The 19666-nt window shown below is 39.2% G+C and carries 1 protein-coding gene; it reads left to right on the top strand.

Annotated features, from left to right (window positions below; all coding sequences use genetic code 11):
• Positions 1-476: 476 nt before the first annotated feature.
• A partial coding sequence (locus tag E7Z78_RS02000; protein WP_303723500.1) for an Ig-like domain repeat protein occupies positions 477-19666 on the top strand: 19190 nt, incomplete at its 3' end.

Below are 19666 nucleotides of genomic sequence, written 5' to 3'. Positions count from 1 at the left end.
CAATCGAGTGGAAATTGTAGAGTTTCAGTGATTTCAAGGTTCATTTTTATCTGCAAATCATTATCCTTTTAGGCAATGTTTTCAAATTTAATGGTAATTCTGTGTTTAATTTTAAGTATTAAATTAAATATTGTTCATTATATTTTCAATATTGGGCTCTATGTTTTGGATTGTTTAATAATAACTAAACTATTTTTAAATTTAATAAGGTATTAATCACTTTGTTTATTTTTAGGCATGCCTAATTTGATGCTTTCCAGCATATATTCATGCTTTTTAAAAAGGTATTAATATTTATTTAATGAATTTGCTATTGTTTAAATTTAAAGGAAGTTTTATGAATATATTTTAATAATTTTGTCAAAAATGCTAAAAGCAAACCTTATATATTAGAATATATTAACATATATATCAGCATAAACTCTCCATGTATGTTAAAATTTAACATACTATTTTATAAATGGAGGGGGTGTATTATGAAGAGAAGAGATATATTAATAATATGTTTAATAATGTGTTTCATCTGCTCAATTTCAGCGGTTAGCGCTTCTGATGTGCAGACAGATGACACAAACACAACAATGTTAACAACTCAGACAACTGAGACTGTTGACGCAAGTAATGATTTCTCGTCTCAATCACTCCCTGAAAATGATATTTTAGGTGAAGATAATGGTGGCGCAGGATCATTTTCAGACTTAAACGAATTGATAAGTAGTGATACTACGGGTACGATTACGTTGGATAAGAATTATACCTATAATCCAGATACGGATTTCGATTTGGCCAATTTAGGTATTCAGATTTCAACAAATAAGGTTATCCAGGGTAATGGTAATAAGATTACAATAGATGGAAAAGGAATATCCAAGCTGTTTACCCTTTCAGGCACCATTACTTTAAGGGACATTACCTTTATAAATGGTTATTCAATGGGAACAGCGGCAATTTCACAAGCTACAGGTAGTAATTTGAATGTTTACGACTGTACCTTTATTGAAAATAGTGGTTTGAATGGTGGTGCAATTCAATCATGGGGGAACCTTGATTTGGACGGATGTACTTTCATCAACAACACTGCGGTAAGTGGTGGTGCCATACAGACAGCTTCAATTCCAGTATACTCTGCATCCATTAAAAATTCAATATTCATAAATAACTCCGCTACCACACATGGAGGGGACATAGATTCTCCATCTTTAATATTGACTATTGACAACTGTAACTTCACCAATTCCTCAACCGATGGAGAAGGTGGTGCAATATACATGGGGTATATGGAAAGACCTCCTATGATGCTTGCCAATGTTCGCATAGCAAATGTCAATATTAACAATGCATATGCTAATCGTAATGGTGCAGGTATTATGGTTGCCGGTTCAGGTGTAATAATTGATAATATTAATATTAGTGATTCTATTGCCGAGTTTGGTGCAGGTATGTATATGAGGTATATTCCTAAACAGGCAAGTAATTTACAATTCATTAATAACCATGCTAATAGTGATGGTGGAGCAATATATTATTGGGGTAATACTGCTGCGGGTGTTAGTCCAATGACTAATGTTTCATTTATTAATAATACTGCTGATAACAATGGTGGTGCAGTATATCTTTATGGTAGTAATGGTGAAATGCAAGATGTACTATTCATAGGTAATAATGCTACTAATGATGGTGGTGCCATATTTATTAAAGGTTCCTATTGGAGAGTTTATAATGGAACCTTCAATAACAACGCTGCTATTGATGGTCGTGGTGGTGCTATATATCTAGAGGATAGTATTGGTGCTACAATAGATGCTTCAACATTTACTGATAACACTGCTGGTAATAATGGTGGTGCTATTAACTGGCATTTAGGTGCAAGAGATGGTAAAGTAACTAACTCCATATTCACTAACAACACTGCTAAACGTAGTGGTGGTGCAATACACTGGAGTGGTTATAATGGTCTTATTAGTAATTCTAACTTTACAGGTAACAAAGCTACTGGTGAAGTAATATCCGAAATCGGTGGTGTCACCGGTGGTGGAGATGGTGGTGCAGTACTATGGGTAGGTAGTCATGGTATTATTAAGGATAATTGTAACTTTATTAAAAATACTGCTACTTACCGTGGTGGTGCTGTATTCCTTCATGGTAATGCTACTGAAAACTGTATAAACACTACTATAACACATTGTAACTTTGAAGACAACATGGCTAAACTTAATGGTGGTGCTGTTGATTGGCAAGCTGCTGCTAATGATGGTGTACTAAGCTATTCCACTTTCACCAATAATACTGCATGGAGAAGTGCTGGTGCAGTATACTGGTATGGTATCAATGGTACTATTAATCATTGTAGCTTTAATGATAACCATGCATGGGGTAATGTCACTGGAAAGACTTTCCCAGTTGCTACATATCTGACTAATGGTGGTAATGGTGGTGCTATCGTTTGGACTGGTACATTAGGTAAGGTTACATCTTCCAATTTCACATCAAATACTGCTGATGTTTTGGGTGGTGCAGTATACCTTCAGGGAAACACTACCATTAACTGTACTAACACTACATTTGATGACTGCAGATTTATCAGTAATGTTGCAGGTGTTAACGGTGGTGCTATTGACTGGCACGAGGGTGCCCATGACGGTAACATTTTAAACTCAGTGTTTGAAGACAACATTGCAGGATCAAATGGTGGTGCAGTATTCTGGAGTGGTCACGATGGTGAAATCAGAAACTCCAACTTCACAAACAACACCGCTCAAGGAGCATTAATGGATGCTCATGGAAACATAGGTGATGGTGGTGCAATCATATGGTCTGGTATCAACGGTACTGTAGATAATTGTAGATTCATCGAAAATGTAGCTAAATTCAATGATACATATACCTCTGGTGGTAGAGGTGGAGCAGTTTTCCTCCAAAACTGTACTCATGGAAACTGTGAAAACACTACCTTCACAAATTGTTACTTCAAAGACAATGTTGCAGGCACAAATGGTGGTGCTATTGACTGGCACGCTGGAGCGCATAACGGTTTAGTAAGTAACGGTACATTCATAAACAACACTGCTTCCCGTTCAGGTGGAGCAATCTTCTGGGATGGACACAACGGTACTGTATTCAAATCCAGATTCTATGATAACCATGCTCTAGGTATTGTTGAAGCTTTAGACGTGCATGGTGTTCCTACTATCGGTGGTGACGGTGGTGCCATCATGTGGTCTGGTGCATTAGGTACAATCGAAAGATCAAACTTCGTAAACAACACCGCAGCTAAACGTGGTGGAGCGATCTTCCTTCAAGGTAGTCACAACGAACTTTCAGAAAACACCGTATTCAAACATTCATACTTCGCAAACAACGTTGCAGGTACAAACGGTGGTGCTATCGATTGGCATAAAGGCGCTCGTAGCGGTACAGTTGACAATGTAACTTTTGTCAACAACACAGCCAAACGTTCAGGTGGAGCGATTTTCTGGGATGGACGTAACGGTACTGTTGAAAATTCCCGCTTCATCAACAACAGGGCAACAGGCGAAGCCTTACAGTATGATATGGACTTGACATACGAGGACATTATCGTTGTCAACAGCAATCAGCTTCCAACTGGCGCTCAACAAGGCAAATTATACGTATTGAACTACACCAATGGAGATTTAAGAGTATTCAAATCATACACTCTTGACAGTGATGGCAATTGGGTTTTATTGGATGAAACCGAATTGGACAGCACTACAATTTCCCCAATGGATTGGGCATTGGATCAATTCTTCGGCGGTGACGGAGGTTCAATCCTCTGGGATGGTGATGTCGGTCACATTTATAACTGTACATTCACAGACTCCAATTCCGCCCGCCGTGGTGGTGGAGCATACATGACCGGAAGTGACAACGTCACTTATGACAACTGTAAATTCATAGACTGTACATCAGGTACCAATGGTGGAGGAGTTGACTGGTTAGCTGGAGCAAACTACGGTAAGATTTATAATTGTATATTTAATGGAACTCGCGCTGCACGTTCTGCAGGTGCAATCTATTATGACGGTTGGTATGGTGACCTTCAAAACATTACAATAATAAATACAAGGTCCTATGGTGGAACCCTGAAAAAAAGCGATGACGGTCTTGTAAATTATGCAGGATGGGATTCAAGCCACTGGGACACCAACACTACCGGTGGTGACGCAGGAGCGATCATGTTCACCGGAAACCACGAACACATTTACAATGTAACTTTCATAAACTGTACCGCACAGGGCCGTGGAGGTGCAGTCTTTTTACAGGACAACGATAACGTAACATTCGACACCTGTAAATTCATAGGCAACGAGGCATTAGGTATTGCTACAAATACCTGGGACGATTATAAAGAACCATATGACGGTAGCGGTTATGATTATAAACTAACAGGTCACGGTGGAGCTATTGCATTTGATGTAAACGCTAACGACGGTAACATCTTCAACTCAGAATTCACAGACAACTATGCCCGTCGTGACGGTGGTGCAATCAACTTTGCTGAAGGGGCATTTAACTGTACTATCGAAAACACTACATTCACAGACAACGCTGCCGGTGACGATGGTGGTGCAATCAACTGGGAAGGTGATAACGGTTTGATTAGAAACATCACCTGTTACAACAACACTGGTGTTGCTTATAATGACGCAGTGACCGGCGCATCCACATCAAAAGGTGGAACAATCTGTCTTACAGGGGATAATGTAACAATCACAGGATCTAAATTTGAGTTAGGCACTGTGTTCCATAATGCGGGTAAATTGAATGAGACAGATGCAGGTGCATTATTCATCACAGGTAAGAATACTACCATTTCAGACTCATACTTCAACAGATGTTATTCACCGAACAATGCAGGTGCAATTAAAGTAATCGGTAACTATACCACTATCGACAACTGTACTTTCGAAAACTGTAACGCAACAGAGGATGGTGGAGTGCTTGAAATATCCGGTCAATACTGTGAACTTAATAACTCAACATTCAACAACAACTTTGCAGGAGATGACGGTGGAGCAATCTCCTGGAAGGGTGGCAACGGTAAAATTTATAATATTACATGTAACAACAATAGGGGAATAAGCTTAGGCACTGCAACCTCCAATGGTGGTACACTTGAAATCACAGGTTCAAACATCACTATTGAAAAGGTAAATGTCACTTCATCCTATGCTAAAGTGGCAGGTGGAGCAATATTTGTTACAGGTGACCATGTAAACATAACAGATTCATCCTTCGACAATTGTAACGTATCTCATACTATACAAAACACCGGTAAAGAGTACGCCAATGGTGGTGGTGCAATCTATCTATTTGGTAATTACGGTCTCATCGATAACTGTACTATAAATGATGCAAATGGTAGGAAAGGTGGAGCAATCTATATCCAAGGTTATGATGTTATAATCAACGGCACAACAACCACCAAAACCTATGTGGGACAAAATGGTGGATCCATTTATGTTAAGGGTATAGATGCCATTATCTCAAATTCAAACATCATTGATTCCAACGCTACAGTTGCCGGTGGTGCAATTTACATTGAAGGTGCAAACGCTAAGGTTATCAATTCAACATTCAACAGCACCAATGCAAAAACCACATCCAGTTTTGTCACTGATAATAAGGGTGGTGCATTATATATTGTTGGTAATTATGCTACTATTGACGGTTCCAATTTCACTGATGCATCTGCATATCAAGGAGGTATTCTTTACCTGCAAGGCCAATACTGTAATGTTATTAACTCTTCATTAGACCATGGATATTCATATCATGATGGTGGTGCTTACTATTCTACCGGTACAGATTCTAATGTTACTGGTTCCAACTTTACAAACAATGTTGCTAGATCTGATGGTGGAGCTCTCTTCTGGCTTGGATCCAAATACAATTATGTAACCGGTTGTATTTTTGACAATAACACTGCTTATGCAAATCCTGGACACGATACTAAAGGAGGAGGAGCTATCTACTTCTCACAAAATGGTGAATATTGTGGTATAAAAGATTCCAAGTTCTTCAATAATTCAGTACAGTCCACTACCAAAGCAGATGGTGGAGCTATCTTATGGGATAAAAGTTCCCATATTTTCATTGACGGATGTCTTTTTGATGGCAATTATGTTACATCTACCGACTGGCAGAATCCTAAGACTTGGATACAAGGAGGAGTAATGTATGCAAGGCCTGCTGACAATTTAACTATTACTAACAGCGTATTCCAAAACTGCTGGTCTAAAAAGGAAGCTGGTGCATTATACTTGCAAAACGGTGGAAGTATAGGAATTCATTTAATCAACAATACATTTATAAATAACACTGCTTACAGTGATAGGGTAACTAATGATAATGACCTTGGTGGTGGAGCTATTTTAATTAAAGGTACTGGTAACGGTGTGCACACAATCATAAATTCCACATTCATAAACAATACTGCAAACTTTGGTGGAGGAATTGTTCTCTATCAAACTAGTGCCAATGTTATTATAACCAATGCTACCTTCGATGGCAATAAAGCTATCATTGGTGGTCAAAGTTGTGGCCAAGGTGGAAGTATATGGACTAAAGTTAAGTTTACTGCGAATAATATCACATTTGCCAATGGTGAAGCTACAAATAGGGGTGGAGGATTATATATTTCTAGTAATGCTGACATGACCTACACTAATTTAACTTTCATTAATAACTCCGCAGGTTACGGTGGAGGATTATATTGGAGTAAAAACAGTGTGACAATTGATGGCATGACATTTATAAACAACTCCGCAGAACAGGGTGGAGCCATATTTTTCCCTAACGGTGGTTCTTCTACACAAAATCCTACTAAAGTTATTAACAGTGATTTTTCAGGTAATTCCGCAACTAGTGGTGGTGCTATTTATTTAAATAATGTAGGAAATATATTTATTTTAAATAATAGTTTCACTGATAATAGCGCTGTTATGGATGGTGGTGCTATTTATGTTCCTTTCGGTGGTTATCTTGTGGACATAGGTTATTCAAATTTCACAGGAAACAATGCTTCTCAGGGTGGTGCAATATTTTCAGGAGGCAAAGGTGTAACTACTGGTCATATTCATGATTGTAATTTCAATAATAATAGTGCTACTGTATCCGGTGGGGCAATTTATGTTTCAAATACCCAACTGATTATGAATTGTAATTTCGATGCAAACAAAGCTGATGGAGATGGTGGTGCTGTTTATGTCTCAGAGGGTGTAACAGGAGCCAAAATTCAGGATTCAACATTTACAAATTCACATGCGAGCAACGGCGGTGCTGTTTATTATGGAGGCATCACTAGTAATTTTAACAGGGATTGTCTTAAAATAATAAATGATACTTTCATCAAAAACATTGCTGATTATAATGGTGGTGCAATCTTATATGTCACCAATAATGGAATTAATAACTACAGGGATTACAATAACTTTGATGGAATAGGTATTCCAGTAGATGGTGGCAGAACCACAGTTAAAACAAACGGTACAAATGTTGAAATTATTTCCAGATCCCTATTTGAGAATAATATAGATTATAAGTTGCTCCTTAGGGTCATTTCTGACAGGGAATCCCCATTCATTGCGGTTTATCTTGATGCTCCTAGAGACTGGAGAGCTAATAGGCTCAGGTTTGTTGTGAATTTAACCAATGCAACCACTCATGAAGTAATCAGCTCTGTAATTGTAAATGCATCCAACTATGATACTCACTACCGTGACGGAATGTTGTATGTATCTTTCAGTAATCTTATAATGAATGAAACCTATAACATCACTGCTTCATTCGAAGACCTGACTCATATGTATAAGGTAAATTCCACTACAGCACAGGCACACGGTGAAATAATCGGTGAGTTCAAACTCCTTCAAAGATTAATCGAGGATGCTCTTGAGCGTGGTGACAGCGAGATTATTTTAAACAGGACTTTCACTTTCACTCCATTTTACATGGGCAAACACGAAAACATGGACGACAGATGCATTAATTTAACACATATCAATCGCCCATTCACAATTCGCGGTGAAGGCTGGCTTATTGATGCAGCGGGATATTCAAGAATATTCTATATAACCTCCCCATATGTAACCATTGAAAATGTGGTATTGGTTGGAGGTAACGCCAGCGGTGAATATGGTGATCCTTTGTATCATGACGGCGACATTGGAGGAGCCATATACTGGGCTGGAGCAAACGGTAAATTAATTGATTCACACGTTGAAAATAACACTGCAGGTCTCGGTGGTGCAATCTATTTCAATGCTTCCGCTCCAGATTGTCAAATTATAAATACCGTATTTGAAGAAAACACTGCAGTCACCCATGGTGGTGCTATTGACTGTAATGCTTCTAAAATGGAATTATATAACAATACCTTTAGGGATAACTCTGCATATATCGGTGGAGCTTTATGTAGGGAAATCAATTCCACTAACGGTCGTGGTGTAAACAATACCTTCATTGATAACAATGCTGAATATGCAGGTGCGGGAATTGCATGGATAAATGCAACACACATCTCCATTGACGATTATAAATTCTATAACAACCATGTAGGTTACAGTGGAGGAGCAATTTATGTTGGTGAAGGCAGTCTGAACTGTGAAATATTGAATTGTATTTTTGCCAACAATGCAGTTGATAACGAAACTGACGGTCATGGTGGTGCTATTGAATGGTATTCAGAAAAAGGTACAGTCACTAATTCCGTTTTCATTAACAACAGTGCATATGACGGTGGTGCAATTTATGTAGGAGAAGGTTCAGGCTATATCAATGTTACCGGATCCACTTTCTCTGAAAATGTTGCATTGATTACCGGTGGTGCAATCAGTATTGTAGCATCTGCCGTTACTATTAACGGATCCAATTTCTATGATAATATTGCTAAAGACGGTGGAGCAGTATATGTCGGCGGTGAAGGTACTGATAATTATGTATATTCATCAGTATTTGAAGGAAATAAGGCTATAGGTGATGAAAATGCGATGAATGGTATTGGTGGAGCTATTGATTGGTTTGCTTCTTCAGGTACCATTGTCGATACCAGATTTACCGATAACTGCGCTGATTATGGTGGTGGAGTATACTTTGGAGGTAAATCAAATGCAAGTAATATTATAAACTGTACATTCGAGCGCAACCAGGCTAAATATAATGGTGGTGCGATTGACTGTAATGCATCCATGATGTACATTGAAGGCACATTATTCGACGGCAATGTTGCACAATTCGGTGCCGCATTATGTAGGGAAACCAATGCAAAAACAGGTGCAGGTATAAATAACGTTTTCAAAAATAACCATGCTATTGTTGCCGGTGCAGCTTTAGGATGGATGGGATCTTTCGGTATTACAATCACCAATTACACATTCATCAACAACTCTGCTGATGTTGCAGGTGGAGCTATTTACGCAAGTGTAGACAGCCACAACTGTTCTGTCAATGACTGTACATTTGAAGATAACTACGTGACCGAAAAAACAGAAGGATGGTATGGTGGTGAATCATTCACTTGGATTGCTTGGGATGGCACAGAAATGACTTATCTTACTGACTATACTCCTGATCCTTCTAAAGCTACAACTGCAGATGTATTACCTACTTTAACCATATTCTATTATAATAATACTGAACAACTCGACGCAGTTTTAGGCACTGGTGGAGCAATGACCATTTTCGGAGCTAATGCAACAATAACTAACTCAAACTTCACAGGAAACCGTGCTAGAATCGGTGGAGGAGTATACATAGGTGCTAGTTCAGGTAACGCAGACATAGATGGTGCAATATGGAGAAATAACGTTGCTAAAGAACGTGGTGGAGCTATTGATTTACGTGCATCCGCAGTAAATGTAACAAACTCAAAGTTCTATGACAACATTGCTGTAAACGGTAGTGCATTGTATGTCGGAGGTGTAGGTACAAACAATAATGTTTACTCCTCCTCATTTGTAGGAAACAATGCAACAGGATACGGTGGTGCAATATTCTGGAAAGCTTATGCTGGTGAAATAGAGGATTCAAACTTCACTTCAAACACTGCTCAATACGGAGGTGCAATCTTCCTCAACGGTGTTTCAAGCAACAGTAACCTTACAAATGTAATATTCAGATACAATAACGCTGCCAAAAACGGAGGAGCTATTGACTGCAACTCATCCAACATGGCATTGAACAATGTTCTATTCGAATTCAACAATGCGGGTGAATACGGTGGAGCATTATGCAGAGAATCCAATGCTACAAACGGTACAGGTAGTAACAATACATTCAGATCAAACCACGCTGGCATTTCCGGTGGAGGTTCTGCTTGGATGGGAGTGTATGGTGTACAAATCAACGATTATAAATTTATAGACAACACAGCTGATGTAAACGGTGGAGCAATTTACATAGCAGATGGCAGTGACAATTCACTCATCAACAATTCAGTTTTCACAGGAAACGCCGCTAATGAATTGGGTGGTGCAATTGACATTGTTGCCGATAACATTGCTATCGAAAATTCAAACTTCACAGACAACCATGCAGCTAACGGTGGTGCAATATTTGTAGAAAGTGATTCAGGTAATACAAACATCACAAATGACCTCTTCACAGGCAACGGAGCTACCCAAGACGGTGGTGCCATTAACTTATTTGCATCAGGCGTAAACATTAATGAAACAGAATTCTATGAAAACACTGCAGGTAACAATGGTGGAGCTGTTTACATTGGAGGAGAAGGTACCTCCAACACTATCCACGATTCTGTCTTCGAAGACAACGATGCAGGCAGCCACGGTGGTGCAATCGACTGGAGAGCATCCGCAGGTGAAATCATTGACACCAACTTCACAGGCAACTCCGCTGAATACGGTGGTGCAATCTACTTGAACGGAATTTCAACAAACAGTAACATTTCAAACATTCGCTTTGACAGCAACACTGCTTCAAAACATGGTGGTGCGATTGACTGTAACGCTACTGAAATGGCATTGACCAACTCAGTATTCACAAACAACATCGCTAATGAATATGGTGGAGCATTATGCCGTGAAGAAGGAGCTACCGGTGGAGTGGGATTAAACAACACATTCATCAAGAACCATGCAGACATTTCCGGAGGAGCCATTGCATGGCTAGGTGTTGACAATATCACAATCAGAAATTACACTTTCGAAAACAACACTGCTGACTTTAGCGGTGGAGCAATCTTTGCAAATTCAGACAGTGCTGACTGTAAGGTATATGATTCAGTCTTTACCAACGATTTCATCACTTCCACAATTGGAGGTCGTGGTGGAGCTATCGACTGGTTAGGTAACAATGGTACAATTGAAAATGCAAACTTCACTAACTGTGTTGCTCCAAACGGTGGTGCCGTATATGTGGGTATTGAATCAGACAACTTCACTATTTCCAATGCTTCATTCACATTATGTAAATCATTAGGTGACGGTGGAGCCATCCTCTTACACGGGGACAATGTAACCATTGACACCGTTAACTTCACATCCAATTCTGCTTTCGGACACGGTGGTGCCTTAGCGGGAATGGATTCCGTCAATGCGAACATTACAAACTGTAACTTTAATTATAACACTGCTTCAGGATACACTGATCCTAGCGGCACTTCATATGGTGACGGTGGAGCAGTCTATTGGGCTGATTCAGTCAACTTTAGAATTGCAGATTCCAATTTCACATCTAACCAGGCAATCTTGTCCGGTGGTGCAATATCCGCAGTGAACTGTAATGATTCAGTCGTATCCAACATTTTCACTTCCCACAGCAAAGGATTTGTAGAGGGTGGTGCAATATCATGGACAAATTCAAATAATGTAACAATTGAGGATTCAACATTCAATGATTCCTATGCGGGTAATAACGGTGGTTCAATCTACTTTGAAAACGTCAATTCTACTGTTGTTAAAAACTCACACGTTTCAGACTCACAATCCGGTTTAGGTGTTGGAGGAGCAATTTACATAGATGGTAATGTGACAATCAACAGCACTGCATTCGCTCGTTCCGGGTCAAATGCTGACAATGCTTCCGCATTATATTTCAATTCAGGAAACTCAACTGTTTACAATTCAACATTTGCAAATGATGGTAATACAATTGTTGTTTCAAAAGATGCTGAAGTTCACTTGACTGAAAACAACATTACTAGCACCCATCCTAATAAGGATATTTATTACTTGGAAGACAACACTGATGCTGGAGCTAGAAAAGTTGACTATTCAGTATGGAACGACGGTACATTATACCTTGACGGCAACAACTTTGACTATGTGATATTCAACAATGGAACAATAATGACTCCAACCACAACTGAAATATTGGACAACAAGACCTGGAACGAAACATGGAACAATTCATACACCTTCTGGGCTCACATATTTGATGATAACAAAAACACAATCATATCCGTAAGGTCATTGGACACTTACAACAATGTTTACCCTGATGAACACTACATCATGCCATATAACAAGATTGATTTCCCTAACCTGTACTATCAAGGATCATTCTTGCTCTATGGTCTTGACAATGGATTGGCTCAAAATACTGTACTTCCAGGTGGTTTGAACGTTAAAATGCCAGTGACAATAACTGAATTAACAGCAGACACATCCATTCAGGGAAGAGTTGTAATCAATGCTACACTAGAGCCTCTAGTAAGGTCCAACTACACAATTCAAGACCAAACTGTCAGATTCATAATTGGAAGTCATGAATATTACGCTAACATAACTGTCAATGAAGACAGATGGACTAAAGCATGGGCGGTCTTAACACTTGATAACTTAACTGCTAACAACCACTTTGTAACTGCAGTCTATGATGGTGATATTGTTCACCTTGGCGCTGAAAACCAAACTGAATTTGCAGTCACACTTCGTGACACATGGTTAATCATAAGTATTAATAATGTCTTATATGGACAAAACGCTACAGTGACAGTTACAACCAATTCAAACAGTACTCCGGTGCTTGTTAATTACGCAGGAAAACGTGAAAAATATCTTCAATTGACTAAAAACGGTGAAAATTACACTGCAACATTCAACATAACCGATTTAGGGCCTGGTGAATATTATGCAAGTGCAATTATTACTTCAAATGATTTCTATGAGCATGCAATCAACTACACTTATTTCACTGTAAGCAAATGGAACACAAGTATCAATGCGACTCCTGACACTCCAATCAAAGTTGGAGATGTGGAAGACATTGCCATTCAAGTGCTTGAAAATAATACAAAAATCAATGCGTCAGGATTTGTTAAATTGACTCTCAGCAACGGTAAAAAATACCTTGTTGAACTTGATGAAAATGGCACTGCTCACTTTGACATCTATGATTTAACTAACGGCACATACACAGGAACCATTGAATACTTCGGTGATGACTACTTCAACAGAAGCTCAACTGATGTAACATTCACAGTAGGTCCAACTGACGATTATGAAATGAGAGTGCTAGCAGATAATATCACTTACGGTGAAAATGCAACCGTGACTGTAATATTGCCAAGTGACGCTACCGGAAACGTGACAATATACATTGACGGCGTCAACAGGGGAACAGTTAATATTACTGATGGAATTGCAACATTAACTGATATTGCAGGATTAGAGGCTGGCCAACATGAAGTTAACGTAACTTATAACGGTAATGAAAAATACGCTTCAAAAGACAACAACGGAACAATATTCCATGTTCTTCCAACTGATGACTGGACAATTGACATAGATATTGAAGCGCACGAGTACGGTGAGGATACAATAATCACTGTGACATTGCCTGAAAATGCAAAAGAAAATGTAACCTTGGAAATCGATGGAGTCAACTACACAGTCAAACTGACCAATGGTGTGGGAGAATTAACATTAAACAACCTTTCCGCCGGATTGCATGAGGTAAATGCATACTACCCTGGTGATGAAAACTACACCAACAAGACAGCAAGTGACAAGTTTGTAATTGATCAAGTGACTCCAACTATAATTATAAATGCAACCAATGCAAAAGTCGGTGAGAACGCTACAATCAACATTACAGTATCTGGAAATGCAACTGGAAACGTAACAATCTATGTTGACGACCAAATGTTTGAAAGAACACTCACTAACCATAGTGTAATATTGAATGTGACTAATCTGACTAGTGGAAACCATAAAGTTGTGGTGGTCTACGAAGGCAATCAAAACTACACTTCAAACGTCAACTCAACTTCATTACGTATCTTTAAAGACAGTTCAGATTTAGTAGTTGTTGCAACTCCTGAAAGCGTCGTTGTGGGCAAGAACACAACAATCACAGTGACATCAGTCAATGTGACTTCCGGAAACGTGATCATTGAAGTGAACGGAATCAACTACACTGTTGCTCTAAACAATGGCGTTGCAGTATTGAATGTGACCCTGCCTGTTGGTGACTACACAGCTAAAGCTTACTTCCTTGGTGATGACAAGTACAATGCATCAACCAACACAAGCAACGCTTTCCATGTTGTCGCTAAGACTGTCGCTTGGGTAAACATAACTGCCCCAACCAGTGTTGAAATCGACAATAACTTGACTTTCACTGTCACTACCAACAGTAATGCTACATTGGTTGTTAAAGTGAATGGTGTTGAAATCACTCCTGTTGACGGAGTATACAGTTTCAACGGCACTGTTGCTGGTAATTACACAATCACTGCTGAGGTTGCTGAAAACGATTACTACACTCAAGCTTCAAATGCAACAGAATTCACAGTATATAAACATGCCAGTGAAATTGAAAGCGTGGCTGTAACCCCTAATGTCGTTGTTGGCAAAAACAGCACAATCACTGTGACCATGGCTAACAATGAAACAGGAAACGTCATGATTGAAGTCAACGGATATAACTACACTGTAGCTTTAAATAATGGTGTTGCTGTATTGAATGTGACATTACCTGTCGGTGACTACACCGCTAAAGTATACTATCCTGGTGATGACAAATACAATGCTACAAACGCAGTAAGCGATGTATTCCATGTGGTCAACAAGACTGTTGCATGGGTAAATATCACTGCTGCTAGCGTTATTGAGATTGATAACAACTTGACATTCACTGTCACAACAAACAGTAATGCTACTTTGGTTGTTAAGGTGAATGGTGTTGAAATCACTCCTGTTGCTGGTGTATACAGCTTCAACGGAACCGTTGCTGGCAATTACACAATCACTGCTGAGGTTGCTGAAAACGATTACTACACTGCTGCAACCAACTCCACAGTATTCACTGTAATCAAGCACAATTCAACTGTGGCTATTGATGTTGGTGCAGTTTATGAGATTGAATCTGACTTTAATATAATTATTACAAACAATACTGCTGCTGTTGTAACAATCAACGGTAAAGAATACCCTGTTGCTGACGGTAAGGTCGTAATTGACACTACTGAATTGGCTGCAGGACATTACATTGTAACCGCTACAATCACTGAGAATGATAAGTATTATGCTAACAGCACAACTAAAGAGTTTGATATTGTAAAACACAATGCTACTATTGAAAGCGTTGTTGTTCCTGGTGTTGACGTTGTTGTTGGCAAGAACGCTACAATCACAGTGACAATGGGTAATGTAACCACTGGATCAGTTATCATTGAGGTTGGTGGACACAATTACACTGTTGCAATCACTGATAAAGTGGCTAAATTGAATGTAACCTTGCCTGTTGGCGATTACACTGCTAAAGCTTACTACTTAGGTGATGACAAGTACAACCCAGTTAATGCAACAAGCGCTGAGTTCAGTGTTGTCAATAAGACTGTTGCTTGGGTAAATATCACTGCTGATAAGATTATTGAAATTGACAATAACTTGACATTCACTGTCACTACTAACAGTAATGCTACATTAGTCGTTAAAGTGAATGGCGTTGTTGTAACTCCTGTTAACGGTGTATACAGCTTCAATGGTACTGTTGCTGGTAACTACACTATTACTGCGGAGGTTGCTGAAAACGATTACTACACTCAAGCTTCAAATTCAACAATGTTTACAGTAATTAAGCATAACTCTACTGTTTCAATAACTGTTGGAGAAGTTTATGAGATCGAATCTAACTTTGATATAATTATTACAAACAATACTGCTGTTGTTGTAACAATCAACGGTAAAGAGTATCCTGTTGTTGACGGCAAAGTCAATGTAAACACTGCAGAATTGCCTGCAGGTCACTACATTGTAACTGCTACAATCGCTGAGAATGATAAATACTATGCAAACAGCACAACTAAAGAGTTTGACATCATTAAACACAATGCTACAATTGATAGTGTTGTTGTTCCTGGTGTTGATGTTGTTGTTGGCAAGAACGCTACAATTACAGTGACAATGGGTAATGTAACCACTGGATCAGTTATTATTGAAGTTGGTGGACACAATTACACAGTACCTATTGTTGATAAGGTTGCTCAATTGAATGTGACCTTGCCTGTTGGTGATTACACTGCTAAGGCATACTTCCTTGGTGATGACAAGTACAACCCAGTTAATGCGACAAGCACTGAATTTAGTGTTGTTAACAAGACTGTTGCTTGGGTAAATATCACTGCTGATAAGATTATTGAAATTGACAATAACTTGACATTTACTGTCACTACTAACAGTAATGCTACATTAGTCGTTAAAGTGAATGGTGTTGAAATCACTCCTGTTAACGGTGTATACAGCTTTAACGGAACCGTTGCAGGTAATTACACAATAACTGCTGAGGTTGGCGAAAATGATTACTACACTGCTGCAACTAACTCCACAGTATTCACTGTAATCAAGCATAATTCCACTGTGGCTATTGATGTTGGTGCAGTTTATGAAATCGAATCTGACTTTAATATAATTATTACAAATAATACTGCAGCTGTTGTAACAATCAATGGTAAAGAGTACTCAGTCGCAGACGGTAAGGTCGTAATTGACACTACTGAATTGGCTGCAGGTCACTACATTGTAACCGCTACAATTGCCGAAAACGATAAGTACTATGCAAACAGCACAACTAAAGAGTTTGACATCATCAAACACAATGCTACAATCACAAGCATTGAAGTGCCAAGCGTAAACGTCGGTGTTGGCAAGAACGCAACAATTACAGTGACAATGGGCAACGTAACCACAGGTTCAATTATCATTGAAGTGGGCGGACACAATTACACTGTTGCAATCACTGATAATGTCGCTGTATTGAACGTTACCCTGCCTGTCGGCACATACACAGCTAATGCATACTACCTTGGCGATGACAAGTACAACCCAGCAAACACAACAAGCGAAGAATTCACTGTCGCTGATAAGAAAATGCCTACAATCATAATTGACGCTCCTGAAGTCATTGAAGTTGACAATAACATTACTTTCACAGTAACCAACTCAACTCCGGTGAACGTGACTGTAAACGGAGTGACTGTTGAGCTTAAAGACGGCAAGTACACTTACAATGTCACTGTTGCAGGAACCGCTACAATCATTGCAAGATCTGCTGAAACAGATGACTACTATGAAGGATTCAACTCAACTGTCGTAACTGTAATCAAGCACAACTCAACAGTAAGCATCGATGAGGTTCCAGGACACTTTGTAGGTGACGAATTCGATATAACTATTACTAATAATACATCTGTTGTTGTAACAATCAACGGTAAAGAATACTCTGTTGCAGACGGCAAGGTTGTTGTTGACACAACTGCTCTTCCTGCTGGTGAATACACTGTTACAGCTACAGTATATGAGAATGACAAATATTATGGAAACAGCTCAACTGTTTCATTCAACATTAAAAAACGTGCCTCAAGCGTAAATATCACTGTAGGTCCACAATATTACGTTGGAGACATATTCAATATTACAATTGAAAACAATACTGCTGTTAATGTAACAATTAACGGTAAATCATACTTAATTGATACAAATGGAAATATCATAATTGATACAAGCAAATTGCCTGCTGGTGAATACATAGTATCTGCTAGCGTGGCTGAAAATGACAAGTACTTTGCAAATGCAACTTCAAAAACATTCAACATTGTCAAAAAGGCATCAGACATGACAGTTGTTGCAGCTCCTGAAAGCGTTGTTGTAGGCAAAAACACTACAATAACAGTCACTATGGCAAACAATGAAACAGGTAGTGTAATCATAGAAGTGAACGGAGTCAACTACACTGTTGCAATAAAAGATCATGTCGCTCAATTGAATGTGGCCCTGCCTGCCGGTGACTACACTGCTAAGGCATACTACACAGGTGATGACTACTACAATGCATCCAATAACGCAAGCAATGTCTTCCATGTGGTTGACAAGACCGTCGCTTGGGTAAATATCACTGCTGACGCTAGTATTGAGATTGACAATAACATTACATTCACAGTCACAACAAACAGCAATGCTACATTAGTTGTTAAAGTGAATGGTGTTGAAATCACTCCTGTTGACGGAGTATACAGCTTCAACGGCACTGTTGCAGGAAACTACACTATAACTGCTGAGGTTGCTGAAAACGATTACTACACTGCTGCTTCTAACTCCACAGCATTCACTGTTTACAAACATGCAAGTGAAATCGAAAGTGTTGTTGTAACTCCTGTAACTGCAGTCGATGGTCACAATACCACTATCACAGTTACAATGGCAAATGCTGAAACAGGCAGCGTTTTAATAGAAGTCAATGGATTGAACTACACTGTACCGATTAAAGACGGCGTGGCAACTTTAACAGTTACATTGCCTGTCGGTGACTATACTGCTAAAGTATACTACCCAGGTGATGACAAATACAATGACACCAGTGCTCAAAGTGACGCATTCCATGTAGTCAACAAGACAGTAGCCACTGTAATCATTACAGCAGACAGCATCATTGAAATCGACAATAACTTGACATTTACTGTCACTACCAACAGTAATGCTACATTGGTTGTTAAGGTGAATGGTGTTGAAATCACTCCTGTTAACGGTGTATACAGTTTCAACGGCACTGTTGCTGGCAACTACACTATTACTGCTGAGGTTGCTGAAAACGATTACTACACTGCTGCTGCTAACTCCACAGCATTCACAGTGATTAAGCATAACTCCACTGTGGCCATTGATGTTGGTGCAGTATATGAGATTGAATCAGACTTCAAAATTACAATTACAAATAATACTGCTGCTGTTGTAACAATCAACGGCAAGGAATATGCTGTTGTTGACGGCATGGTCAATGTAAATACTGCAGAATTGCCTGCCGGACACTACATTGTAACCGCTACAATCGCTGAAAACGACAAGTACTATGCTAACGCTACAACAAAAGAGTTTGATATCATCAAACACAATGCTACAATCGATAGTGTTGCCGTTCCTGATGTTGATGTTGTCATCGGCAAGAACGCTACAATCACAGTGACAATGGGCAACGTAACAAGTGGATCCGTCATTATCGAAGTTGGCGGACACAACTACACAGTCCCTATTGTTAATAAGGTTGCTCAATTGAATGTGACATTGCCTGTCGGCACATACACCGCTAAAGCTTACTTCACTGGCGATGACAAGTACAACCCAGTGAATGCAACAAGCGCTGAATTCAATGTGGTCAATAAGACAACCGCTACAGTGATTATCACAGC

Source organism: Methanobrevibacter thaueri, assembly GCF_015062915.1.
Classification (GTDB): domain Archaea; phylum Methanobacteriota; class Methanobacteria; order Methanobacteriales; family Methanobacteriaceae; genus Methanocatella; species Methanocatella thaueri_B.
The sequence above is the reverse complement of the archived record's forward strand: the minus strand, read 5'-3'. Positions and strand labels throughout refer to the sequence as shown.